The 23,272-nt window shown below is 63.4% G+C and carries 17 protein-coding genes and 1 pseudogene; 10 read left to right on the top strand and 8 right to left on the bottom strand.

Features of this window, described 5'->3' with window-relative positions; all coding sequences use genetic code 11:
- Nucleotides 1-57: 57 nt before the first annotated feature.
- The gene (locus tag ACK1U9_RS22415; RefSeq protein ID WP_449110196.1) at nt 58-2,913 is read right to left on the bottom strand and encodes a class I adenylate cyclase; all 2,856 of its coding nucleotides are present in this window, start codon (nt 2,911-2,913) and stop codon (nt 58-60) included.
- A gap of 171 nt (nt 2,914-3,084) precedes the next feature.
- On the opposite strand from ACK1U9_RS22415, the gene ACK1U9_RS22410 reads away from it, so the two are divergent.
- Entirely contained in the window at nt 3,085-3,537 is a 453-nt protein-coding gene (locus tag ACK1U9_RS22410; protein ID WP_013974739.1) for a YaiI/YqxD family protein, read from the top strand.
- A gap of 227 nt (nt 3,538-3,764) precedes the next feature.
- On the opposite strand, the gene elbB is transcribed toward ACK1U9_RS22410, so the two are convergent.
- Nucleotides 3,765-4,424, bottom strand: coding sequence for an isoprenoid biosynthesis glyoxalase ElbB (gene elbB, locus ACK1U9_RS22405; protein ID WP_449110195.1), 660 nt, complete (start codon nt 4,422-4,424; stop codon nt 3,765-3,767).
- Between the two features lie 112 nt (nt 4,425-4,536).
- Here elbB and ACK1U9_RS22400 point away from each other — a divergent pair.
- Nucleotides 4,537-5,163, top strand: a pseudogene (locus tag ACK1U9_RS22400) (sterol desaturase family protein); the annotation flags it as partial.
- Between the two features lie 501 nt (nt 5,164-5,664).
- On the opposite strand, the gene ACK1U9_RS22395 reads toward ACK1U9_RS22400, so the two are convergent.
- Nucleotides 5,665-6,309, bottom strand: coding sequence for a DedA family protein (locus ACK1U9_RS22395; protein ID WP_181381645.1), 645 nt, complete (start codon nt 6,307-6,309; stop codon nt 5,665-5,667).
- A gap of 213 nt (nt 6,310-6,522) precedes the next feature.
- Here ACK1U9_RS22395 and ppk1 point away from each other — a divergent pair, with 213 nt between their 5' ends.
- A complete protein-coding gene (gene ppk1, locus ACK1U9_RS22390; protein ID WP_046613641.1) occupies nt 6,523-8,766 on the top strand; it encodes a polyphosphate kinase 1 in 2,244 nt (747 codons plus the stop codon).
- On the opposite strand, the gene ppx is transcribed toward ppk1, so the two are convergent.
- Nucleotides 8,753-10,255 carry an exopolyphosphatase gene (gene ppx, locus ACK1U9_RS22385; RefSeq protein WP_046613640.1) on the bottom strand — a complete coding sequence of 501 codons (1,503 nt, stop codon included), beginning with the start codon at nt 10,253-10,255 and terminating at the stop codon, nt 8,753-8,755. The two genes, ppk1 and ppx, sit on opposite strands and share 14 nt — an antisense overlap.
- A gap of 254 nt (nt 10,256-10,509) precedes the next feature.
- Between ppx and trxA the strand changes: the two genes are divergently transcribed.
- The 5 genes from trxA to ACK1U9_RS22360 all read left to right on the top strand — a co-directional run bounded on the left by trxA (nt 10,510) and on the right by ACK1U9_RS22360 (nt 15,876).
- A complete protein-coding gene (trxA, locus tag ACK1U9_RS22380) occupies nt 10,510-10,839 on the top strand; it encodes a thioredoxin TrxA (RefSeq protein WP_003253660.1) in 330 nt (109 codons plus the stop codon).
- A gap of 227 nt (nt 10,840-11,066) precedes the next feature.
- Entirely contained in the window at nt 11,067-12,326 is a 1,260-nt protein-coding gene (rho, locus tag ACK1U9_RS22375; protein ID WP_003253661.1) for a transcription termination factor Rho, read from the top strand.
- Between the two features lie 219 nt (nt 12,327-12,545).
- A complete protein-coding gene (gene ubiD, locus ACK1U9_RS22370) occupies nt 12,546-14,012 on the top strand; it encodes a 4-hydroxy-3-polyprenylbenzoate decarboxylase (protein ID WP_025341062.1) in 1,467 nt (488 codons plus the stop codon).
- Complete coding sequence (locus ACK1U9_RS22365; RefSeq protein WP_013974732.1) at nt 14,012-14,980, top strand: CDP-6-deoxy-delta-3,4-glucoseen reductase; 969 nt, start codon at nt 14,012-14,014, stop codon at nt 14,978-14,980. Before ubiD ends, ACK1U9_RS22365 begins: the two co-directional genes overlap by 1 nt.
- A gap of 245 nt (nt 14,981-15,225) precedes the next feature.
- Nucleotides 15,226-15,876 carry a gamma-glutamylcyclotransferase gene (locus ACK1U9_RS22360; protein WP_085602257.1) on the top strand — a complete coding sequence of 217 codons (651 nt, stop codon included), beginning with the start codon at nt 15,226-15,228 and terminating at the stop codon, nt 15,874-15,876.
- A gap of 52 nt (nt 15,877-15,928) precedes the next feature.
- On the opposite strand, the gene ACK1U9_RS22355 is transcribed toward ACK1U9_RS22360, so the two are convergent.
- The gene (locus ACK1U9_RS22355) at nt 15,929-16,906 is read right to left on the bottom strand and encodes an NADPH:quinone oxidoreductase family protein (protein ID WP_046613637.1); all 978 of its coding nucleotides are present in this window, start codon (nt 16,904-16,906) and stop codon (nt 15,929-15,931) included.
- Nucleotides 16,907-17,074: 168 nt separating this feature from the next.
- Between ACK1U9_RS22355 and ACK1U9_RS22350 the strand changes: the two genes are divergently transcribed.
- Both ACK1U9_RS22350 and ACK1U9_RS22345 read left to right on the top strand, forming a co-directional pair.
- On the top strand, nt 17,075-17,479 hold the full coding sequence (locus tag ACK1U9_RS22350; RefSeq protein WP_025341058.1) for a flagellar basal body-associated protein FliL: 405 nt from the start codon (nt 17,075-17,077) through the stop codon (nt 17,477-17,479).
- A gap of 163 nt (nt 17,480-17,642) precedes the next feature.
- Entirely contained in the window at nt 17,643-18,077 is a 435-nt protein-coding gene (locus ACK1U9_RS22345; protein ID WP_308811248.1) for a type II toxin-antitoxin system PemK/MazF family toxin, read from the top strand.
- A 160-nt stretch (nt 18,078-18,237) separates the two neighbouring features.
- On the opposite strand, the gene ACK1U9_RS22340 is transcribed toward ACK1U9_RS22345, so the two are convergent.
- Genes ACK1U9_RS22340 through ACK1U9_RS22330 form a run of 3 tightly spaced genes read right to left on the bottom strand, consistent with a single transcriptional unit; the run spans nt 18,238 to nt 23,028 of the window.
- On the bottom strand, nt 18,238-19,350 hold the full coding sequence (locus ACK1U9_RS22340) for an ABC transporter permease (protein ID WP_449110194.1): 1,113 nt from the start codon (nt 19,348-19,350) through the stop codon (nt 18,238-18,240).
- A gap of 1 nt (nt 19,351) precedes the next feature.
- Nucleotides 19,352-22,072 carry a ribosome-associated ATPase/putative transporter RbbA gene (gene rbbA, locus ACK1U9_RS22335; RefSeq protein WP_153671417.1) on the bottom strand — a complete coding sequence of 907 codons (2,721 nt, stop codon included), beginning with the start codon at nt 22,070-22,072 and terminating at the stop codon, nt 19,352-19,354.
- Complete coding sequence (locus tag ACK1U9_RS22330) at nt 22,069-23,028, bottom strand: HlyD family efflux transporter periplasmic adaptor subunit (protein WP_153671416.1); 960 nt, start codon at nt 23,026-23,028, stop codon at nt 22,069-22,071. Before ACK1U9_RS22330 ends, rbbA begins: the two co-directional genes overlap by 4 nt.
- Between the last annotated feature and the right edge of the window lie 244 nt (nt 23,029-23,272).

Raw genomic sequence — 23,272 nt, 5'->3', positions numbered from 1 at the left:
GGCTGCTCCTACAAGAGAGCTCATTTCAACCTGTAGGAGCAGCCTTGTGCTGCGAATTCAGGATCCCACCGCCAAGACTTGCTCCAACCCCTCGTTCAAGGCCTGCTCCAGCTCCCGCTTGTAGCGCAGGTACAGCTGCGTCGACCCCAGCTGGTCATCCAGCAACTCGGACAAATCCAGGTCAGTGATGTAGCAGCGGTACTGCCCTGAGCCACGTCGCTGCCCGATGATCTGCCGGGCCACCACCGCATACAGCTGTTCACCATGCTCCAGTTCGGAAAACTCCTGCTGGTCGCAATACAGCGTCACGTGCGCCGCGCCCGCCACCCCGGCTTGGATGATCGCCTGCACTTCATAGTAGGGCTGGTCGCTACCCTCGACGGGAGCCTGGCGCGGCTCGATGCTGCGCGCCTTGCCTGGCCCGGAGGGCAACAGTTGCGCGTAGTGGATGTCCAGTGAGGCCGCTCGCTGGGTCTCCAGCGGCAGCCGGGCATCACGGCGCATCACCACCGAGCGCAGAAAACGCTGCAGCGGCAACAGCAGGTGGGCTTCATTGTGCAGCGGCAGGCGTTGCTGCCACAGGGCGTTGTATTCATCCAGCACGTAAAGCTCGGCCCAGCCCCCCTGCAGGCGGTAGAACACCTGGATGCAGGCCGGCCGGCCCTGCTCCAGCACCAGGTGCAGGTCGTGGTCCTGCAGGGCGTTGGCATCCAGGTACAGCGGGCTGTAAGCGCTACGCTCTTCGCCCAGATGCTCCAGTAGTGCCTCGTGCTCGGCCAGGGTGGTGAGGTTGACATGCCCGGCCAGCAGCTCCAGCACATGGGTGTGCTGGGCCACCTGCAGCAGGTAGCGGTGGTTCAGGCCCTGATCCAGCAGCAGCTGCACTGTGTCGAAGATTTCCTCAACGCGTTGGCCGATGGCCTGGGCGCGGCTCTGGCAGAAGCAGCGCACCCGCACCCTCGGTCTGTGGCCGCGCAGCACGGGGCTGTTGAGGAAGTCGCGCAGGCAGCGCACCAGCGCGTGCTCGCCGTCATAGCGCTGGACCAGTACCTCGTTCCAGCTGTTGAGCGTGACTTGGTCCAGAGTCAGGACAAGGTTTTCGCGCACGCCTGCATAGCTCAGCGAGTCGGTACGCTCGGTGGTCATCAGAATGTTCAGGTCGCGGTGGTGGCGCAGCGGGTCGATGGCTACGTTGACCAGCAGTAGCACCTCTTCGGCAACGCTGGGTTGCAGCAGGCGCACCTCGCTGACGGTCGGCAAGGGCAGGGGAATGCTCTGCTGCAGGCAGCCGACCAGGTTGAACAGCTCGAATTCGCTGAGGTCGCTGACGCCTGGGTGTAGCGCCAGGCGCGTGCTGCTGTCGATCACCCCGTTGCGGTGGGCCCAGGTCAGCAGTTCGAGCAGCTCGCGGCAACGCTTGAGCGGGCTGAAGTGGTCCACCTCATGGGGGCTCAGGTTGCCGGTGTATAGCTCCCAGTGGTAGCTGCCGGGCTCCCTGCGGTTAGGCGCCTGGACCAGGGTCAGGGTGTCCTCGGCCAGGTCTGGGGCGATGCCGGGGTTGATCACTTCGACCTTGCCGGCGCGGCGCTCGAAGGCCGCATAAAGGCGTCGGCCCAGCACATTCAGATCGCGCTGGTCGGCGCGGCTGCTGGCGTTCTGGGTGCGGGCGAATTCGCTGAGGAAGCGATAGCTGTGGTTCAGTTCGGCCACCAGTTCACGGCGCTCGACGGCAACCTGCTGCACTTTCCATTGGTTGCGACTGTCCAGCAGGGCCAACTGGCGCTCGTCCCAGCCCCACTCGTCGGCCAGGCGCTGCAACAGCCGGCGCTGCCAGCCATTGGCCCGGGCCGGGTCGCTGAGTTTCTTGTTCACCTTCAGGTACAGGCTGCGCCGCACCAGCTCCAGGCGCGTGTGTTCGCCACGCTGCAGCAGGTAATGCTCGATGCGCCGGTACACCATCACGTAGGGGTCCAGCTCGTCGAGGTCGAGCTGGTTGGCGAACACTGCTTGCTTGTAGTCCAGGCTCAGGCAGCGTACGGCGGGGTGTTCGCTGGCATAGGCCTCGGTCAACAGCAGCTTGAGCAGCGACTTGTAGGGCGAGTCGATGCCTTTGAACAGTTGCCACAAGCCAGCGCCGACGAACTCGCCGGGCGGAATGTGCGCCAGGTTGCCGAGGTCGAGGGCGTCCTGGCTGCGAATGAAACGTTTGGACAGCAGTGTCTGGGTATAGGCGTGGTAATCGTGCTCCTGGTAGACCGGCACCAGCCACCACAGTGGTGTGCGCCCGGCCAGCCAGATAGTAGTGCGGTAGAACTCGTCCAGCAGCAGGTAGTGCTGGGTGGTACCGCAATCGTCGGAACCGAGCTGGCCCTCGCGTTGGCCCTGGGCGAAACCTTGCGTGTCGATCAGGAAGAAGTGTGCCTCGGCACCCAGGCTTTCCGCCCATGCCTCCAGCAACTGGCATTTGCGGCGCAGTTCACCCAGCAGCTCGTCGGCCAGGCCGGGCGCATGGCACACCCACAGGTCCATGTCGCTTTGCTCGGCTTGCGCCAGCGAGCCCAGGCTGCCCATCAGGAACAGGCCGTGGATGGGCTGTGGCGGGTTGCCATGGCGGGCCTTGTAGGTGAAGGAGCGGGCAAGGCGCTGGGCCTCGACTACCAGGTCGGCGCTTGGCTCGTAGCCCGATACGCCTGCGGGGGTGCTGCCGGAGACATATCCCGGCAGTAACGGATGGTTCACATGAAACAGCAGCGGCAGCAGCGTCAGCACCTGTTGCTGGCGCGTCGACAGGCCCTCCAGGGCCCGCTGCAGCCGGCCCTGGTTGAGCCGCAGGAAGCGCGCACGCAATGTCGCCAGGACCTTGCGGTCGATGCCTTCGTCCAGGTCGGGGCGGATTTCGTGGGGGTGGTTCATTGCGCACTCGGGCAGGCCAGCGGAGCTGTGGCGAGTGTAGCCTGAGTAGCGGGGTCGGATAAGCGGCAATTGAAATATTGACGCCATTTTTCCAGCGGGCTTGGGTGGCGCTGCAGCTTTCGTTGCGCTTGAGGCATGATGGCGGCCTCAAGCTGATTGCGAGGTTTTCCGATGCGTGTGTGGATCGATGCCGACGCCTGCCCCAAGGCGGCCAAGGATCTGATCGTCAAGTTCGCCCTCAAGCGCAAGTTCGAGGTAGTGATGGTGGCGGGCCAGGCTGTGGCCAAGCCGGCGTTCGCGATCGTGCGCCTGATCGTGGTGCCCAGCGGCATGGACGCGGCCGACGATTACCTGGTGGAGCACGCCGTGCCTGGCGAGCTGGTGATCTGCAGTGATGTGCCGTTGGCCGATCGCCTGGTGAAAAAGGGCGTGGCGGCACTGGACCCGCGCGGGCGAGAGTTCGACGAGCGCAACATGGGGGATCGGCTGGCGGCACGCAACCTGTTCACCGAGCTGCGCGAGCAGGGCCAGGTGGGGGGAGGGCAGGCGCCTTATGGCGAGCGCGAGAAACAGGCATTTGCCAATGCGCTGGACCGGATCATTGCCCGGTTGTCCAAACCCTGAAGCGACCCGGCTGGCGGTATGGACACGACGTGTGGGAGCGGCCTTGTGTCGCGAAAGGGCCGCGAAGCGGCCCCAGGATTTCAGCTTCGCCGCATAAATTGCCGGGGCCGCGCTGCGGCCCCAGGATTTCAGCTTCGCCGCATAAATTGCCGGGGCCGCGCTGCGGCCCTTTCGCGACACAAGGCCGCTCCCACGGGGCCCGCGTCAGATTCTGAATCTTGCACCCGTTACTCGTGCGTCAGCTCCAGCACCCGATCCACCAGCTTGTAGATCCCGCCAGCCGCTTCACTGATCGACTTGGCCTCCATGTACGCCGGGGTGGTCACCAGCTTGCGCTGGGTGTCCTCGACAATATCGTGGACATCGCACTCTTCATGAGTGCCACCCATCTTCGTCACGGCCGCCGCAGTGCCAGCTTCGGTACCGATGGTGCAGACCACGCCAGGGCCATAGATCTTCGCTGCCAGCGCCGGCGAGATGCAGATCAGGCCAACCGGCTTGCAGGCATCGGCAAAGGCTTCGGCCAGGGCCAGCACATCTGGGTGGACGCTGCAGTTGGCGCCTTCCACGGCAAAGTTGGACAGGTTCTTCGCCGCCCCGAAACCGCCTGGCACGATCAATGCGTCGAAGTCTTCGGCCTTGGCTTCGCGGATGTCCTTGACCTCACCGCGGGCAATGCGCGCCGACTCCACCAGTACATTGCGCGATTCGGGCATTTCCTCGCCAGTCAGGTGGTTGATCACGTGCATCTGCGCAATGTTCGGCGCGAAGCACTGCACCTGCGCACCACGCTGGTCGAGGCGCAGCAGGGTGATCACGCTTTCGTGGATTTCGGCGCCGTCATAAACGCCGCAGCCGGAAAGAATCACCGCTACTTTTTTTGTCATGCTTTTTACTCCAGTGTCGAGGCGCTAAATGTCCTCTAGTTTGGCAGATGTAGCCATAGGGATTCCTGCAAGCGCGGCCTAATCTTGGCGAACAACGCCTGAGGTCGTACCCATGGACCTGATCCTGCTGGCCGTGCCGTTCTTCTTCGTGCTGATCGCCGTCGAACTGCTGGCCGACCGTGTGCGCGGCCAGCGCAACTTCACCCTGGCCGACTCGATCAACAGCCTCAGCACCGGTGCGCTGTCGACCAGTACCGGGTTGCTGACCAAAGGGGTGGGGCTGGTGACCTATGCCCTGGTGTTCGAGCACATGGCGTTGCTGCGCCTGCCGCCGCAGGCCTGGTGGGTGTGGCTGCTGGCTTTTGTGTTGTACGACTTCTGCTACTACTGGCTGCATCGTCTGGGCCACGAGCGCAACGTGCTGTGGGCTGCGCACTCGGTGCATCACCAGAGCGAGGAATACAACCTCACCACGGCGCTGCGGCAGACCAGCAGCGGGTTCATCTTCTCGTGGCTGTTCTACCTGCCGCTGGCGATGCTCGGTGTGCCGCCGCTGGTTTTCATCACGGTGGCGTCGCTCAACCTGCTGTACCAGTTCTGGGTGCATACCCGGCATATTCCCAAGCTGGGCTGGCTCGAGTGGGTGTTGATCACGCCATCCAACCATCGCGTCCACCATGCGCAAAATCCTGCTTACTTGGATCGCAATTACGGCGGCGTGTTCATTCTCTGGGATCGTCTGTTCGGCACCTTCAAAGAGGAAGACCCGGCCGAGCCGGTGGTGTTCGGGGTGACCACGCCGCTGGCCAGCTGGAACCCGCTGTGGGCAAACCTGCAGTTCTATGCTCAGCTCTGGCACGACGCCCGACGTGCCGACAGCCCGTGGGACAAACTGCGAATCTGGTTCATGCCCACCGGCTGGCGGCCGGCCGATGTGGCCGCACACTACCCGCAGGCCAAGCAGGACCTGGCGTTGTTTCGCAAGTTCGCGGTTGCCCTGGGCCGTGCGCAGCAGGCCTATGTGGCGGCGCAATTCGTGGGTTACGTGGCGCTGGGCAGCTATCTGATGGAGGTGGCCGATCGCGTGCCAACTGCCGCCCTGGTGCTCGGCTGGGCGCTGATGGCGTTTGGCTTGTTCGTGCTTGGCGCGCTGCTGGAGAACCGACCATGGGCCGTGCGCCTGGAGCTGTTACGGCTGCTGGCGAATGCGCCGGCGCTGTACCTGGCAGGCGCACTGGGCCTAGCGGTGGTCGTGCCGCTGGCCTGGTTGCTGCTCGTTGTTTACAGCTTGCTCAGCCTCTGGGGGCTGGGCCTTGCCCGCCGCCTTGCGCTCCGCGCGCAACGTGCGGAAGCGCCGACGCAGCCACAGCAGGCCGCCCAACGCCAACAGGCCACCGAGCACCCATAGCTCGTAGCGCTTCACGTTGCCCAGCAGGCCTTCGAGAATGGCGCCGAAGTGATACGCGGCCGCGCCCAGTGCCACTGCCCAGATGGCCGCGCCAAGACCATTCAGCAGCAGATAGCGGCGTGGCGGGTAGCCGGACAGGCCAATGGCCACCGGCATGACCGTGCGCAGGCCATAGACGAAGCGGAAACTCAGTACCCAGATGTCGGGGTGGCGACGGATGTGGTCCAGCGCCCGGTCACCCATCGCCTGCCAGCGCGGTTTGCGTGCCAGTATCCTGCGCCCGTGGCGTCGGCCCATGAAGTACCACAGCTGGTCGCCGGCATAGCTGCCGAAAAAAGCCACCAGGCACACCAGGTTGATGTCCATGTAACCGCGGAACGCAAGGAATCCCGCAAGCACCAGGATGGTCTCGCCTTCGAAGAAGGTGCCTAGAAAAAGGGCGAAGTAGCCGAAATCCTGCAGGAATTGTTGAAGCATTTTCTGAGGTGCTGGCGAAATGAACGCGAAGCCTACCCCTTCGCGCGCGTTCGTGAAAGTGTCCAAATGTGTCTCGACATGAACAATTCCTGCTCGGAGAATGCCAGAAGCCATGCGCCATGGCTTGCCCTGACATGTAACACAGGCGTCATAATGGGCGCTTATCTTGCCGCTCAATAGATGATAGGGCGTTAACGTCCTCAGGAACGCCAGATGAATAATGAAGTGCTAACCCCTGTCGCGATCAAGGATGCTCAGGAACTCCCCGAAGAGATGGTGCAGACCCCGCCAGACCTGCCGCCGGCGCCCCTGCCTGCCGTGGAACCGGTGGCAGAGACTGCGGCTCCGGCACCCGCGCCGGCCCCGGCGATCATCATCCCGGGCCTGGACGACAGCAGCCTGTACATTCATCGCGAACTCTCCCAGTTGCAGTTCAATATCCGCGTGCTGGAGCAGGCGCTGGACGAGAGCTACCCGCTGCTAGAGCGCCTCAAGTTCCTGTTGATCTTCTCCAGCAACCTCGACGAGTTCTTCGAGATCCGAGTCGCCGGCCTGAAGAAGCAGATCAACTTTGCTCGTGAACAGGCCGGTGCCGATGGCCTGCAGCCGCACCAGGCGCTGGCGCGTATCAGCGACCTGGTGCACAGTGAAGTGGAGCGCCAGTACGCAATCCTCAACGATGTGCTGCTGCCCGAGCTGGAGAAGCACCATATCCGCTTCATCCGCCGGCGTCACTGGACCCCCAAGCTCAAGACCTGGGTGCGCCGCTACTTCCGCGACGAAATCGCCCCGATCATCACCCCGATCGGCCTCGACCCTACTCACCCGTTCCCGCTGCTGGTGAACAAGAGCCTCAACTTCATCGTCGAGCTCGAGGGTGTCGACGCCTTCGGTCGCGATTCGGGCCTGGCGATCATTCCGGCCCCGCGCCTGCTGCCGCGGGTCATCCGCGTGCCGGAAGAGGTGGGTGGCCCTGGCGCCAACTATGTGTTCCTGTCGTCAATGATCCACGCGCACGCCGACGACCTGTTCCAGGGCATGAAGGTGAAGGGCTGCTACCAGTTCCGCCTGACCCGTAACGCCGACCTGGCGCTGGACTCCGAAGAGGTCGATGACCTGGCCCGCGCCCTGCGCGGCGAGCTGTTCTCGCGCCGCTACGGTGACGCAGTGCGCCTGGAGGTCGCCGACACCTGCCCGAAACACTTGTCGGACTACCTGCTCAAGCAGTTCAGCCTCAGCGAAAGCGAGCTGTACCAGGTCAACGGCCCGGTCAACCTTACCCGCCTGTTCAGCATCACCGGCCTGGACAGCCACCCTGAGCTGCAGTACACGCCGTTCACCCCGGCGATCCCCAAGCTGCTGCAGAACGCCGACAATATCTTCAGCGTGATCGGCAAGCAGGACATCCTGCTGATGCACCCGTTCGAGTCCTTCACCCCGGTGATCGACCTGCTGCGGCAGGCCGCCAAGGACCCGCACGTGCTTGCCGTGCGCCAGACCCTGTACCGTTCCGGGGCCAACTCGGAAATCGTCGACGCGCTGGTGGACGCAGCGCGTAACGGCAAGGAGGTCACCGCGGTGATCGAGTTGCGGGCGCGCTTCGACGAAGAGTCCAACCTGCAGATGGCCAGCCGCCTGCAAGCGGCCGGTGCGGTGGTGATCTACGGCGTGGTCGGCTTCAAGACCCACGCTAAGATGATGCTGATCCTGCGCCGCGAGCAGGGCGAGATCGTGCGTTATGCGCACCTGGGCACTGGTAACTACCACGCAGGCAACGCCCGCCTGTACACCGACTACAGCCTGCTGACCTCCGACGACGCCCTCACCGAGGACGTCGGCAAGCTGTTCAGCCAGCTGATCGGCATGGGCAAGACCCTGCGCATGAAGAAGCTGCTGCACGCGCCGTTCACCCTGAAGAAGGGCATGCTCGACATGATCGCGCGGGAAACCCAGTTCGCCCTCGAAGGCAAGCCGGCGCATATCATCGCCAAGTTCAACTCGCTGACCGACGCCAAGGTCATCAAGGCGTTGTACAAGGCCAGCCAGTCGGGCGTGAAGATCGACCTGGTGGTGCGTGGCATGTGCTGCCTGCGCCCAGGCATTCCGGGGGTTTCGCACAACATTCAGGTGCGCTCGATCATCGGCCGCTTCCTCGAGCACACGCGGGTGTTCTACTTCCTCAATGGCGGCGAAGAGCAGATCTACCTGTCCAGTGCCGACTGGATGGAGCGCAACCTCGACAAGCGTGTCGAGACCTGCTTCCCGGTGGAAGGCAAGAAGCTGTTGCTGCGGGTGAAGAAGGAGCTGGAAGGCTACCTGACCGACAACACCCACGCCTGGACCCTGCAGCCGGACGGGCGCTACGTGCGCAGCACGCCAACCGGCAACCAGAACCCGCGCAGTGCCCAGGCGACCCTGCTGGAGCGCCTGAGCAACCCGGTCCTCAACGTACGCTGAGGACGAAGCCGACCCGGGCAAGCCACTCCGCCTCGTTGGCGAAGTCGGCCTGGGTCAGTTGGTTCTGTTCCAGCCAGCCCTCGGGGAAGGCCACGTCGAGGCTGCTGTCGGCAGCCTTGAGCTCGACCTTCGGCATCTGCTGGTTGCCACGGATGTGGTGGAACAGGATGGCGAAGCGCAGCAGCACGCACAGGCGCAGCAGCTTGACCCCTTCCTCACCTAGTTCGGCGATCTTGTCCTTGGGGATGTTGCGGCGGTGGCCGCGCACCAGCAAGGCCATCATCTGCTGGTCCTCGCGGGAGAAACCCGACAGGTCGGAGTGCTCGATCAGGTAGGCGCCGTGTTTATGGTAGTGGTAGTGAGCGATATCCAGGCCGATTTCGTGCACTTTTGCCGCCCAGCCCAGCAGATCGCGCCAGTTCCCGTCTTTGAGATCCCACGCGTCGGCCACTTGGTCGAAGGCGTGCAACGCCTTGCGTTCGACGCGCGCGGCCTGGCCCTGGTCCACGTGGTAGCGCTCCATCAGCGAGTTCAGGGTGCGTTCGCGCACGTCTTCGTGGTGGTGGCGGCCCAGCAGGTCGAACAGCACACCTTCGCGCAGGGCACCGTCGCAGTGGTCCATGCGCTGCAGTTCCAGGGCATCGAAGATCGCTTCGAGAATCGCCAGGCCCGCCGGGAAGATGGTGCGGCGGTCCGGCTTGACGCCTTCGAAGTCGATCTTGTCGACCTCGCCCAGCTTGAACAGCTTGCGCTTGACCCAGGCCAGCCCCTCGGCGTTGACCTCGCCATTGCCCAGGCCACCTGCCTTGATGGCTGCGCCGATGGCACGAATGGTACCGGACGAGCCGATGGCCTCGTCCCAGGTCAGGCGGTGCAGGGCATTCTCGATGCTCATCAGCTCCAGGCGCGCGGCGGTGTAAGCCTGGGCGTAGCGGGCCGGGGTGATCTTACCGTCGCGGAAGTAGCGCTGGGTGAAGCTGACGCAGCCCATCTGCAGGCTTTCGCGCAGCAGCGGCTCGAAGCGCTGGCCGATGATGAACTCGGTACTGCCGCCGCCGATATCGGCCACCAGGCGTTTGCCGGGGGTATCGGCCAGGGTGTGCGACACGCCCAGGTAGATCAGGCGCGCTTCTTCACGGCCAGAGATTACCTCGACCGGGTGGCCAAGGATGGCTTCGGCGCGCTGGATGAATTCGTTGCGGTTGCGCGCTTCGCGCAAGGCGTTGGTACCGACGATACGCACCGAGCCTGCCGGCATGCCGTTGATCAGTTGGGAAAAGCGCTTGAGGCAATCCAGGCCTCGTTCCATTGCCTCTTCGCTGAGCTTGCGTTCTTCGTCGATGCCGGCGGCCAGTTGAACCTTCTCGCCGAGCCGCTCGAGAATGCGGATTTCGGTATGGTGGGCCTTGGCCACGACCATGTGAAAGCTGTTGGAGCCAAGGTCGATGGCGGCGATCAGGGACAGGTTCTTCGCGATGGTATGCGGCATGATCTGGTTGTTCTCGGTCGTTAACCCGGCAATCGTGCCACGATAGCAGGCTGTCGCCAACGCGTGGTACACAGCCGTTGAGCTGGCCTTGATGCAAGGCAATGTGCCATTCGATGCTATGACGTTTGCATGACAGTTTCGATTCGTGGCGTCTTGCACAACTATAGTTACACTCAATCGTCCGTGGCTTCCTGTCGGGCGTGGGTACGGCTATCATGGGCCACGTTTTTTTGCTTACGACCCTGGAGATATCCATGAGCAGCGATCTGATCAAACATGTCACCGACGCCTCCTTCGAAGCCGATGTCCTTAAGGCCGAAGGCGCCGTACTGGTCGACTACTGGGCTGAATGGTGCGGTCCATGCAAGATGATCGCTCCGGTACTGGACGACATCGCCTCCACCTACGAGGGCAAACTGACCGTCGCCAAGCTGAACATCGACGAGAACCAGGAAACCCCGGCCAAGCACGGCGTGCGTGGTATCCCGACGCTGATGCTGTTCAAGAACGGCAACGTCGAAGCCACCAAGGTCGGCGCCCTGTCCAAATCGCAGCTGGCCGCGTTCCTCGACGCCCACCTGTGATGTGAAAAAGCCCCGCAGATGCGGGGCTTTTCTTTTTCAGAGCACTAGACGCAGAAAAAAGCAAGTGTTACATTCGGCCTCGCACTGCTTCTCCAGTGCCCTCTACACGCCGTCGCCGAAGCATCCCTAATTCGAATCAGTACGCGATCCTGTCGCCATCTAGCGGCGCGGCCTCATTAAGCCAGAAGCTTAATTCTCCCTTCTTACATGATTACGTCACTCCCCTTATGAACCTGACTGAACTCAAGCAAAAGCCGATTACCGATCTTTTGGAAATGGCCGAACAGATGGGCATCGAAAACATGGCCCGTTCGCGCAAACAGGACGTGATTTTCGCCCTGCTGAAGAAGCACGCGAAAAGCGGCGAAGAGATCTCTGGTGACGGCGTGCTGGAGATTCTCCAGGATGGTTTCGGTTTCCTGCGTTCGGCTGATGCGTCCTACCTGGCCGGCCCTGACGACATCTACGTCTCGCCCAGCCAGATCCGCCGTTTCAACCTGCGTACCGGTGACACCATCGTCGGCAAGATTCGTCCGCCGAAGGAAGGGGAGCGTTACTTCGCCCTGCTGAAGGTCGACACCATCAACTTCGACCGCCCGGAAAACGCGAAGAACAAGATCCTGTTCGAAAACCTGACGCCGCTGTTCCCGAACAAGCGCCTGAAGATGGAAGCCGGTAACGGCTCCACCGAAGACCTGACCGGCCGCGTCATCGACCTGTGCGCTCCGATCGGCAAAGGCCAGCGTGGCCTGATCGTTGCTCCGCCGAAAGCGGGCAAGACGATCATGCTGCAGAACATCGCGGCCAACATCACCCGTAACAATCCCGAGTGCCACCTGATCGTCCTGCTGATCGACGAGCGCCCGGAAGAAGTGACCGAAATGCAGCGCACCGTGCGTGGCGAAGTGGTTGCCTCCACCTTCGACGAGCCGCCAACCCGCCACGTGCAGGTTGCCGAAATGGTGATCGAGAAGGCCAAGCGCCTGGTCGAGCACAAGAAGGACGTGGTCATCCTGCTGGACTCCATCACCCGTCTGGCACGTGCCTACAACACCGTCATCCCGAGCTCCGGCAAGGTGCTGACCGGTGGTGTCGACGCCCACGCCCTGGAGAAGCCGAAGCGCTTCTTCGGTGCCGCGCGTAACATCGAGGAAGGCGGTTCGCTGACCATCATCGCCACCGCGCTGGTCGAAACCGGCTCGAAGATGGACGAAGTGATCTACGAAGAGTTCAAGGGCACTGGCAACATGGAGCTGCCGCTGGACCGCCGCATCGCCGAGAAGCGTGTGTTCCCGGCTATCAACATCAACCGCTCCGGTACCCGCCGCGAAGAGCTGCTGACCGCCGACGACGAACTGCAGCGCATGTGGATCCTGCGCAAGCTGCTGCACCCGATGGACGAAATCGCCGCCATCGAGTTCCTGGTCGACAAGCTCAAGCAGACCAAGACCAACGACGAGTTCTTCCTGTCGATGAAGCGCAAGTAAGCGTTTCAGGCCGGAATTGATTGGGGCTGCTTCGCAGCCCATCGCCAGCAAGCCAGCTCCCACAGGTACTGTACGGCTCTTGAAGCTTGTGCGGACTCTGTGGGAGCTGGCTTGCCGGCGATGGGGCGCGAAGCGGCCCCAAGTCATTTTTGGCCATTGGGTACTGAACGGCGCTACACTCTGCACCCCCGACCGATACGGCCAACACGAGGCTCCTGCATGCAGTATCGCGACTTGCGCGACTTCATCCGTGGCCTGGAACAGCGCGGCGAGCTCAAGCGCATCCAGGTTCCGATCTCCCCCGTCCTGGAAATGACCGAGGTCTGCGACCGCACCCTGCGTGCCAAGGGCCCTGCATTGCTGTTCGAAAAGCCCACCGGCTTCGACATCCCGGTGCTGGGCAACCTGTTCGGCACCCCGGAGCGCGTGGCCATGGGCATGGGGGCCGAGTCGGTCGATGAGCTGCGGGAAATCGGCAAGCTGCTGGCATTCCTCAAGGAGCCCGAACCGCCGAAGGGCCTGAAGGATGCCTGGTCCAAGCTGCCGATCTTCAAGAAAGTCGTGTCGATGGCGCCGAAAGTGGTCAAGGACGCGGTGTGTCAGGAAGTGGTGGTCGAGGGGGACGATGTCGACCTCGGCGCCCTGCCGATCCAGCACTGCTGGCCGGGCGACGTGGCGCCGCTGATCACCTGGGGCCTCACCGTCACCCGCGGCCCGAACAAGGACCGCCAGAACCTGGGCATCTACCGCCAGCAGGTGATCGGCCGCAACAAGGTCATCATGCGCTGGCTCAGCCACCGTGGCGGCGCCCTGGACTACCGCGAATGGTGCGAGAAGAACCCTGGCCAACCGTTCCCGGTCGCCGTGGCCCTGGGCGCTGACCCGGCCACCATCCTCGGCGCCGTGACCCCGGTGCCGGACACCCTCTCCGAGTACGCCTTCGCCGGCCTGCTGCGCGGCAACCGCACCGAACTGGTCAAGTGCCGGGGCAGCAACCTGCAGGTACCGGCTACCGCCGAAATCATCCTGGAAGGCGTGATCCACCCGGGCGAAATGGCCCCGGAAGGCCCGTATGGCGACCACACCGGCTACTACAACGAAGTGGACAGCTTCCCGGTGTTCACCGTCGAGCGCATCACCCATCGGCAGAAACCGATCTACCACAGCACCTACACCGGCCGCCCGCCAGATGAGCCGGCGATCCTCGGCGTGGCGCTGAACGAAGTGTTCGTGCCGATCCTGCAGAAGCAGTTCCCGGAAATCGTCGATTTCTACCTGCCGCCGGAAGGCTGCTCGTACCGCATGGCGGTGGTGACCATGAAGAAGCAGTACCCGGGCCACGCCAAGCGCGTGATGCTGGGTGTGTGGTCGTTCCTGCGACAGTTCATGTACACCAAATTCGTTATTGTCACCGATGACGATATCAATGCCCGCGACTGGAACGATGTGATCTGGGCCATCACCACACGCATGGACCCCAAGCGTGATACGGTGATGATCGACAACACCCCGATCGACTACCTGGACTTCGCGTCGCCGGTATCAGGGCTGGGGTCGAAGATGGGCCTGGACGCCACGCACAAGTGGCCGGGCGAGACTACACGCGAATGGGGACGGGTCATCGTCAAGGACGAAGCCGTCACCCGCCGTATCGATGAGCTGTGGGATCAGTTGGGAATAGATTGATGCAGGTAACGTTGCAGCCGTCCGGGGCGGTGCTGGCGCTCGAACCCGGGGAACGGATCCTGGATGGAGCGCGGCGGCTGGGCTATGACTGCCCGAACAGCTGCCGCAATGGCAATTGCCATGTCTGCGCCGCGTTGTTGGTCGAAGGCCGGGTACGCCAGGACGGTGAAGTCCGCGACCATGGCGAGCTGTTCACCTGCATTGCCGAACCGCTGGAGGACTGCGTGTTGCTCTGGGATGGTGTGCTCGCCCTGGGCGAGTTGCCGGTGCGCAAACTGGCGTGCAGTGTCAGTGAGTGCGTCGAGGTCGGTGGCGACGTCTGGCGCGTGCGGTTGCGCGCGCCGGCGGGCAGGCCGCCGCGCTACCACGCGGGGCAGTACCTGATGATCGAGCGCGAAGGCGGCAAGCAGGCGGCGTTTTCGCTGGCTTCCGCACCCCATGCCGGGCGCGAACTGGAGCTGCATGTGCTGGCGCGCGAGCCCAGTGCGCTGCAACTTATCGAGCAACTCAAGCGCGACGGCCTGGCGCGCATCGAAATGCCGTTCGGCGACACCCACCTGGCCGAGTTGCCTGACGGGCCGCTGGTGCTGATCGCTGCTGGCACCGGCATGGGCCAGATGCACAGCCTGGTCGAGCATTGCCGGGCTCAGGGTTTCAAGCACCCGGTGCACCTGTACTGGGGCGTGCGTCGGCCCGAAGACTTCTACCAGATCGAGCACTGGGACGAATGGCAGCGCCTGCCCAACCTGTTCCTTCACCAGGTGGTCAGCGACCTGTGCGGTTGGGAAGGCCGTTGCGGCATGCTGCATGAGGCGGTCTGCGAAGACATCGCCGACCTCAACAGCGTGCATGTATATGCCAGCGGCTCGCCGAACATGATCTATGCCACTCTCGACGCCTTGGTCGAAGCCGGCATGGATGCGCACCGCATGCGCGCCGATGTGTTTGCCTACGCACCACGCGGCTAATAACCGAAGTTTGAAAGTATGGGTATAAGGCGGTAATTGTTACCGCCTTGGCTAATAACTTTCACAGTTGCCGAAACAGTACTTTCCAGTCGTCGGGAGCGCGGATGAAACTCTGGCGCGAGGGCTTGAGTATTCCCGCACTTCTGTCCTATGGTTACTGCAAGCGCCCTTGGTACAGAGGCTTGGGGCGCATCGTAATCGAATCTCGCTACATCCGTAGTTTACAGGGATAATGGCGGCAGCTTATGTCGGCACTTGAAAGTATGTCCTGGGAAGTTTCATATCCACCGACACTCGACTTCGGTCAGCAACATACTCGCGAACAGTTGTTCAATTCCATGAAGACAACCATGTCTCGCCATCAGGGTGGGCCGGTTTGGCTGTTCGCCTATGGCTCGTTGATCTGGCGACCGGAGTGCAACTCGGTGGAACGCCAACGCGCGCGTGTACATGGTTACCACCGCGGCTTGTACCTGTGGTCGCACGAACACCGTGGCACCCCGGAAACCCCCGGGCTGGTGTTTGGCCTGGACCGCGGTGGCTCCTGCAGTGGTTTTGCCTATCGGTTGGATGACAGCAGCCTGGACGAGTCGCTGATGGCCCTGTGGCAGCGCGAGATGCCGTACCCGGCGTACCGGCCGCACTGGCTCAGTTGTCGGTTGGGTGATGGCAGCAAGGTGCAGGCCCTGGGCTTCGTGCTGGAGCGGCATTTGCCGTGCTATGCCGGGAACCTGCCGGACACCCTGCTCAGCCAGATACTGGCCAGTGCCAAGGGGCGCTATGGCACCACGCGTGATTATGTCGAACAGACCTTGAACGCCCTGCGCAGCCACCAGATGCCCGATCGCAACCTGGAGGCACGGTTCAGGCGCTGCCATAACCTGCGGGAGGTTTGATTACCTGTGCCGGCCTCTTCGCGGGTGAACCCGCGAAAAGGCCGGAACTGTCTTACCTGGCCAGCACCACCAACTTACCCACAGCCTGCCGCTGCCCCAACTTTTCAATGGCAGCCCCGGCTTCAGCCAGTGGATAAGTCTGCGATACCAGCGGCTTCAACTTGCCTTCGGCATGCCATGCAAACAGCTGCCGGAAGTTGGCCGCATTGTCCTCCGGCTGACGCTGGGCAAACGCTCCCCAGAATACCCCCAGTACCGCGGCACCTTTGAGGAGCACCAGGTTGGCCGCCAGCTGCGGGATGGTCCCGCTGGCAAAGCCCACCACCAGCAACCGGCCATTCCAGGCCAGCCCGCGCACTGCCTGTTCGAACAATTCGCCACCCACCGGGTCGTAGATCACGTCCACGCCCTGGCCACCGGTCAGGCGCTTGATCTCGTCACGCAGGCTGGCCTGGCTGTAGTCGATCAGTTCATCCGCCCCGGCTGCCTTGGCCACGGCCAGTTTTTCCGCACTGCTGGCGGCCGCGATCACTCGCGCGCCCATGGCCTTGCCGATCTCCACCGCCGCCAGGCCGACCCCGCCGGACGCGCCCAGCACCAGCAGTGTCTCGCCCGCCTGCAACTGGCCGCGCTGACGCAGGGCGTGCATGGAGGTGCCGTAGGTCATGCCGAATGCTGCAGCGGTGGTGAAGTCCATGCTCGCCGGGATCGGCAGCACGTTGTAGAACGGCACAGCCACCTGCTCGGCAAACGCTCCCCAGCCGGTCAGTGCCATGACCCGGTCGCCGACCTTGAACGCGCCGGCCTTTTCTCCGACGGCGGCCACCACGCCCGCCGCCTCGCCGCCGGGGGAGAACGGCAACGGTGGCTGGAACTGGTACTTGCCTTCGATGATCAGGGTGTCGGGGAAGTTGACTCCGGCGGCCTGCACATCCAGCAGGATCTCGTTTTTCTTCGGCACCGGGCTGGTCACCTCTTCCAGCACCAGATCGCGCGCCGGGCCAAGGGTTTTGCACAACACAGCTTTCATCGGGGCTATTCCTTTGCGGGTCGTGGCCGATAAGTGTAGGAGGGCCGCCTGCCCGGTCAACGAGCATGGCCTGCCCTGATGTGCAGGCATAAGTGCGGCATGAGCCCGGGCTTGGGTTTGAGCGGTGTGCTGGGTAAGCTGGCGCCAACTGTATTGAGGAGCGAATTCGTGAAAGCGTGGATCTTGATGGTGCTGGCGCTGCTGCTGCCGGCTGCGGCCATGGCCGAGGAAGCCAAGGAAGGGGCGCCAAAAGTCGCCTACATCAGCCTGAGCCCGCCCTTTGTCGGCAACTATGCCCTCGACGGCAGCCCGCGGCTGCGCGTGTACAAGGCCGACGTGGCCCTGCGCGTGACCGGCGACGAAGCCGCGAAGGCGGTGAAGCACCACGAGCCGCTGATCCGCAATCAGCTGGTGGCGCTGTTCACCCAACAGTCGGTGGACAGCATGAGCAACGTCGAGGCCAAGGAGCATCTTCGCCAGGAAGCGCTGAAACAGGTGCAGCAGGTAATGGAAGCCGAAGAGGGCAAGCCGATCGTCGAAGACCTGCTGTTCAACAACCTGATCGTGCAGTGACCTGAAGCACTGTGAGGTCGATTGCTGGTGAGCTGGATTGAAGTCAGGCTTACCACGGTTGTAGGACCTTTCCGTCTTTCCTGTAAGCCCGCCAGTTTTCGGTTTCTGAAGCCAAGGCCAAGCTAAATTGTGCCTTGTCTTCAGTTGCTTGAGAGTGTTGGCAATGCCTTTGAAGTACCAGCCGAAAGAGGCGACTGTACTGATGTGCGACTTTTCAGGCTTTCAAGTGCCTGAAATGATCAAGGTGCGCCCGGTTGTCGTTCTTCGCAAGCACAGTCAAAACCGTCATTTGGTGACGATAATCCCGCTGAGCACCACCGCTCCGGATCACATGACAAGGCATCACGTTGTGCTGCCGAGTTATCTCCCTGGCCCGGCCCTGACATGCTGGGCGAAGTGCGACATGATCTACACGGTAGCTACCTCCAGACTGGACAGATGCCGGGTCAGGTCGCGGCAGGGCGGTGGTCGGGAATACATCACCTTTACAATGCGGCCAGAGCATTTCGCCGCCGTGAGGGCTGCTGTTGGCTTTACGCTGGGTTTCACACATCCAGCAATAGTGCAGTCTGTTGGCAATGTAACGCTCGATACGTGATAATGGGCCTGTTCCCGTAAGGGGCTTGCAAGACTCTGCGGATCCTGGTTCAACCAGCAATTACAGAGCCGGGCAGGTGTATGGCGATGACAAGCCGACCTGTCTGTGAGTAGGGCGCCGAAAGGCGCCCTTTGTCTTTGTTGCTAGATCCCAATTTGGATCAGGACGCCAGGCTTCGGCGAAACCGCGCCAGCGCCACGCCGAAGAACACCAGCCCGATCACAGCCAGCGCCAGGATGTCCGGCCACACTACCGTCCACCCGGCATCACGGAACAGGATTGCGGCGCCAAGGCTGACAAAGTGCGTCGACGGCGACCCCTGCATCACCCACTGCAGCCACTGCGGCATGCTGTCCAGCGGTGTGCTGCCGCCGGACAGCAACAGCATCGGGATGATCACCGGGATTGCCAGCAGGCCGAATTGTGGCGTCGAGCGCGCCAGAGTGGCGAGGAAGATGCCCAGTGCGGTACTGGCGAACAGGTACAGCGCGGTCACGGCCAGGAACAGGCCCATCGAACCGGAGAGCGGCACGCCAAGCGCGCCCTTGACCACTACCACCAGCGAAATCCAGGTGCAGGTCACCACCACCAGCGCGTTGCTGGCGATTTTCGCCAGCATGATTTCCAGCGCGGTCAGCGGCAGCACCAGCAGGTGGTCGAGGGTGCCGTGCTCGCGCTCGCGCAGCAACGCTGTCCCGGTGAGGATGATCGCCAGGATGGTGATGTTGTTGATGATCTGGATCACCGCCAGGAACCAGCCACCCTCCAGGTTGGGGTTGAACAGGGCCTTGGCGTTGATTACCACCGGGCTCTGTGTGTTGCTGCGCTGGCTGTAGTCGAGCAACTCGCGTTCGAAGATGCGGCCGATGTAGCCGGCCCCCATGAACGCTTGACTCATGGCCGTGGCGTCGACATTGATCTGCAGTTCCGGCGAGCGTCCGGCCAGCAGGTCGCTCTGGAAATTCATCGGCACGTTGATTACGAAGGTGTACTGGCCGCTGTCCATGGCCTGGTCCAGGCGCCCCGGGGCCAGCGGTACGGCGGGCTGGAACTCGGGCGGTTGCAGGGCTTCGCCGAGCTTGCGCGACAGCAGACTGTGGTCTTCGTCCACTACTGCGACGCTGGCGTTGTGCACGCCGATCACCGAGCCGGCTGCGGGCATGTAGATAGCCACGCTGAAGGCATACAGCAGGAACAACAGCAGCACGCTGTCGTGGCGCAGGCTGGTAAGCTCTTTCAGGCCAAGGCGCAGGGTATGGTTCAGGCGTGACATCTCAGGCCTCCTGCTTCTTCAGCATGGCCAGGCTCAGGCCGGTGAACACGGTAAAGAAGCTGAGCAGGATCAGGCACTGCGGCCACAGTTCGCGCAGGCCCAGCGCCTTGGTGAAGGTGCCGACCGCGATATCGAGGAAGTAGCCCGCCGGGAACAGCTGGCCCATCACCGCCGCCGCGCCGTCCAGCGACGAGCGTGGCACGATCAGCCCGGAGAACTGGATGGTCGGCAGGCTGGTGATGATCATGGTGCCCAGGATGGCGGCGATCTGGGTGCGGGTGAAGGCCGAGATCAGCAGGCCAAGGCTGGTGGTCGCCAGCAGATAGGCGACGCCGCCACAGGCCAGGGCCAGCACGCTGCCCTTGAGCGGCACGGCGAACAGCCAGCGGTTCATCGCCACCAGCAGCGCCAGGTTGACCAGGCTCACGGCCAGATAGGGCATCTGCTTGCCGAGCAGGAATTCCAGGCGGGTGAGGGGTGTGGCGTAGAAGTTGGTGATGGAGCCGAGCTCTTTCTCGCGGACGATACCCAGCGCGGTGAGCATGGCCGGGATGAAGGCCAAAATCAGCGCCATTACTCCTGGACCGATGGCGTTCACGCTGACCACATCCTGGTTGTAGCGAAAACGGGTTTCCAGGCGCACCAGGTCCTGGCGCTGCTGCGGCTGTGGGCTGGCCTTGGCCAGTTGGTCGAGGTTGGCCTGGTGCACGGCTTCAACGTAGTTGCGGCTGGTTTCCGCGCGGAACGGCATGCCGCCATCGAGCCAGGCAGCCACGACCGGTTGACGCCCGGCGTACAGGTCGCGGCCAAAGCCGGGCGGAATTTCCAGCGCCAGTTTGATTTCAGAGCGCTGCAGGCGCTGGTGCATTTCGCGGGTATCGCGGATGGGCGCCTGTTCGGCGAAATAGCGTGAACCACGGAAGGCTTCGAGGTAGGCCCGGCTTTGCGGGCTCTGGTCCTGGTCGTGTACGGCGAAGGCGAGGTTTTCCACATCCAGCGAAATGCCATAGCCAAAGATCACCATCATGAACACCGCCCCCAGCAGGGCGAAGGCCAGGCGTACCTTGTCGCGCAGCAGCTCCTTGCCCTCACGGCCGGCCACCGCCAGCAGGCGACGCAGGCTGAAACCCTGGCGCAGCGCTGGCGCAGGTGTGGTGGCCTGCTCCAGCACGGCGTTGTCGGTAGCTTGTAGCGCCAGTTCCTGGGCCTGTTCCAGGCAGCGTACGAACGCGTCCTCCAGGGTGTTGCCCTGGTACTGGCGTTGCAGGGCACCCGGCGTGTCGCAGGCCAGTACCCGGCCTGCATGCATCAGCGAGATACGGTCGCAGCGCTGGGCTTCGTTCATGAAGTGGGTGGACAGGAAAATGGTCACGCCCTGCTCGCGTGACAGCTCCACCAGCAGGCGCCAGAAGTCGTCACGGGCAGCCGGGTCGACGCCGGAGGTGGGTTCGTCGAGGATCAGCACTTCCGGGCGGTGCAGTACTGCCACTGCCAGTGACAGGCGCTGGCGCAGCCCGAGGGGCAGGGCGCCGGATGGCTGGTCGGCGATGGCACCCAGGTCGAAGCGCTCGATCAGTTCGTCGATACGCTGGCCGCTCTCGACCTTTGGCAGGTCGAACAGGCGCGCATGCAGGTTCAGGTTCTGCCGGGTGCTGAGCTCGCCATACAGCGAAAAACTCTGCGACATGAAACCGACCCGCTTGCGCGTGGCCAGGTCGCTGGCATCCACCGGGCGGCCGAGCAGGCTGGCGCTGCCTTCGCTGGCCGGCATCAGGCCGGTGAGCACTTTCATGGTGGTGGTCTTGCCACAGCCGTTGGAGCCGAGGAAGCCGAAGATCTCCCCGCGGCCAATGGCGAAGCTGACCTTGTTCACGGCAGTGAAATCGCCAAAGCGCAGGGTCAGGTCGTTGGCCTCGATGGCGACCGAGGTGTCAGTGGCCGGGCGTGGTGGAATGATGAGCAGAGGGTGTTGTGCCTTGCCCGCGCCCTGGTAGTGGGTGAAGGCGTCGTCCAGCTTGCCGCTGGGGGTGACTGCGGCCAGTTCACGGCTGGGGCCGGCCGCCAGCAGGCGACCGCCATCGAGCATCAGGCAATGTTCAAACTGTTCGGCCTCCTCCATGTAGGCAGTGGCCACCAGCAGGGTCAGTTGCGGGCGCTGTGCGCGCACCTGTTCGACCAGCTCCCAGAAGCGCCGCCGTGACAGTGGGTCGACACCTGTGGTCGGCTCGTCGAGGATCAGCAGGTCCGGCTCGTGGATCAGTGCGCAGCACAGGCCCAGCTTCTGTTTCATGCCGCCCGACAGCTTGCCCGCCGGGCGCTCGGCAAAGCGCTGCAGGTCGGTAGCCTGCAGCAGGTTGGCCATGCGCTGTTCGCATTCACGGCGGCCGAGGCCGAACAGGGTGGCGAAAAAGCGGATGTTCTCGCTGATCGACAGCTCCGGATACAGGTTGTTGCCCAGCCCCTGCGGCATGAACGCCACTTTCGGGTACAGCGCCGCGCGATGGCGCCGCTGGCGGATCGAGCCACCCAGCACCTGCAGTTCGCCCTGTTGCAGGCGCTTGACGCCGGCGATCAGCCCCAGCAGGGTCGATTTGCCAGCCCCGTCAGGGCCGATCAGCGCGCAGCGGGTGCCCGCCGGCAGGCTGAACCCTAGGGGGTGCAGGGCCACCAGGTCGCCGTAGCGATGGCTGATACCCTCGGCCAGCAGTGCCGCGGCGTTCATTGCAGGTTGGCCGGCCAGTCCACATCAACCGTGCGTACATAGCCGGCGCCTGGCATACCCGGCTTGGCCTGCGGCACGGCGCCCGGGTCGGTCAGGCGCAACTTGACCCGGAACACCAGCTTTTGCCGCTCGTCGCGGGTTTCCACCTGCTTGGGGGTGAACTGGGCCTTGGCCGCGACAAAGGCCACCTTCGCCGGCAGCGCCCGCTCGGGCAGGGCGTCGAGCACGATCCGCGCCTGGTCGCCGACGGTCAGGCGGCCGCTGGTGGAGGCGGGCAGGTAGAGGTTCATGTACTGGTCGCTGGGGTCGATCAGCATCAGTACGCGGCCGCCGGCACCCAGCACTTCACCGGGCTCGGCCAGGCGCAGCTGGATGATGCCGTCGATCGGTGCGCGCAGGCTGCTGTCGTCGATTTCGCTGGTGAGCTGCGCCACCTGGGCCTCGGCGGCACCGATGGCGGCCTTGATCGCCGCCAGTTGGGCGCGGGCGGCGACCACGGCGGCGTTGGCCGTGTCGAAGCGCGCCTGCTGTTGGTCGAGCAACTGCTGGCTGGCGTACTTGCGCTGGAAGATCTCGCGCACGCGCTTGAGCTCCTGGCTGGCCAGCAGCAGTTCACTCTGGCGCAGCTGCACGCTGGCCTGGGCGGCGGCGTAGTTCTCCCGGGCGCGCAGCACTTCGGCTTCGGCCTGGCTGCGCTGGGCTTCCATGGTACGGGTGTCGATGCGCGCCAGCAGCTGGCCGCGTTTTACCTTGTCACCTTCTTCGACCAGCACTTCGGCCAGGCGACCAGGGATTTTGCTGGCGATCTGCACCTCGGTGGCTTCCAGGCGGCCGTTGCCCATGCTCAGGCCTTCGGGCAACTGGTCGTGGAGCGACTTCCAGTACCCCAGCCCGCCGGCTGTTGCGAGCAGGGCGATCAGCGCGGTGGCGAAGATCCTGGGGGCGTATCGGTTCATCGGTCTGCATCCTTGCGGTCATGCACACTGCATCATGGTCTGCGGCCACGCGCGGCGTGTTGATATCAGTCAAATCCATGACTGGGTCTGCTTCGCAGCCCATCGCCGGCAAGCCAGCTCCCACAGGGGCAGCGCATGGCTTGAGGTCTATGCGGTCGGGGTGGGAGCAACTGTCTTGCTCAATTTCTAAAAGCTGGCGTGATCCCTGTGGGAGCGGGCTTGCCCGCGAACACGGGCGAAGCCC

This window comes from Pseudomonas sp. XP1 (genome assembly GCF_053557675.1).
This window is presented reverse-complemented; position numbering and strand designations above follow the sequence as displayed.

Excerpts from the sequence above, each read along its gene's own strand:
- ACK1U9_RS22355 (WP_046613637.1), bottom strand. The coding sequence starts at position 16,906 with ATGAAAGCTGTGTTGTGCAAAACCCTTGGCCCGGCGCGCGATCTGGTG.
- ACK1U9_RS22410 (WP_013974739.1), top strand. The coding sequence starts at position 3,085 with ATGCGTGTGTGGATCGATGCCGACGCCTGCCCCAAGGCGGCCAAGGAT.
- ACK1U9_RS22340 (WP_449110194.1), bottom strand. The coding sequence starts at position 19,350 with ATGTCACGCCTGAACCATACCCTGCGCCTTGGCCTGAAAGAGCTTACC.
- ACK1U9_RS22330 (WP_153671416.1), bottom strand. The coding sequence starts at position 23,028 with ATGAACCGATACGCCCCCAGGATCTTCGCCACCGCGCTGATCGCCCTG.
- ACK1U9_RS22415 (WP_449110196.1), bottom strand. The coding sequence starts at position 2,913 with ATGAACCACCCCCACGAAATCCGCCCCGACCTGGACGAAGGCATCGAC.
- ACK1U9_RS22345 (WP_308811248.1), top strand. The coding sequence starts at position 17,643 with ATGCCTTTGAAGTACCAGCCGAAAGAGGCGACTGTACTGATGTGCGAC.
- trxA (WP_003253660.1), top strand. The coding sequence starts at position 10,510 with ATGAGCAGCGATCTGATCAAACATGTCACCGACGCCTCCTTCGAAGCC.
- ppx (WP_046613640.1), bottom strand. The coding sequence starts at position 10,255 with ATGCCGCATACCATCGCGAAGAACCTGTCCCTGATCGCCGCCATCGAC.
- ubiD (WP_025341062.1), top strand. The coding sequence starts at position 12,546 with ATGCAGTATCGCGACTTGCGCGACTTCATCCGTGGCCTGGAACAGCGC.
- rbbA (WP_153671417.1), bottom strand. The coding sequence starts at position 22,072 with ATGAACGCCGCGGCACTGCTGGCCGAGGGTATCAGCCATCGCTACGGC.
- ACK1U9_RS22365 (WP_013974732.1), top strand. The coding sequence starts at position 14,012 with ATGCAGGTAACGTTGCAGCCGTCCGGGGCGGTGCTGGCGCTCGAACCC.
- ACK1U9_RS22395 (WP_181381645.1), bottom strand. The coding sequence starts at position 6,309 with ATGCTTCAACAATTCCTGCAGGATTTCGGCTACTTCGCCCTTTTTCTA.
- elbB (WP_449110195.1), bottom strand. The coding sequence starts at position 4,424 with ATGACAAAAAAAGTAGCGGTGATTCTTTCCGGCTGCGGCGTTTATGAC.
- ACK1U9_RS22360 (WP_085602257.1), top strand. The coding sequence starts at position 15,226 with ATGTCGGCACTTGAAAGTATGTCCTGGGAAGTTTCATATCCACCGACA.
- rho (WP_003253661.1), top strand. The coding sequence starts at position 11,067 with ATGAACCTGACTGAACTCAAGCAAAAGCCGATTACCGATCTTTTGGAA.
- ppk1 (WP_046613641.1), top strand. The coding sequence starts at position 6,523 with ATGAATAATGAAGTGCTAACCCCTGTCGCGATCAAGGATGCTCAGGAA.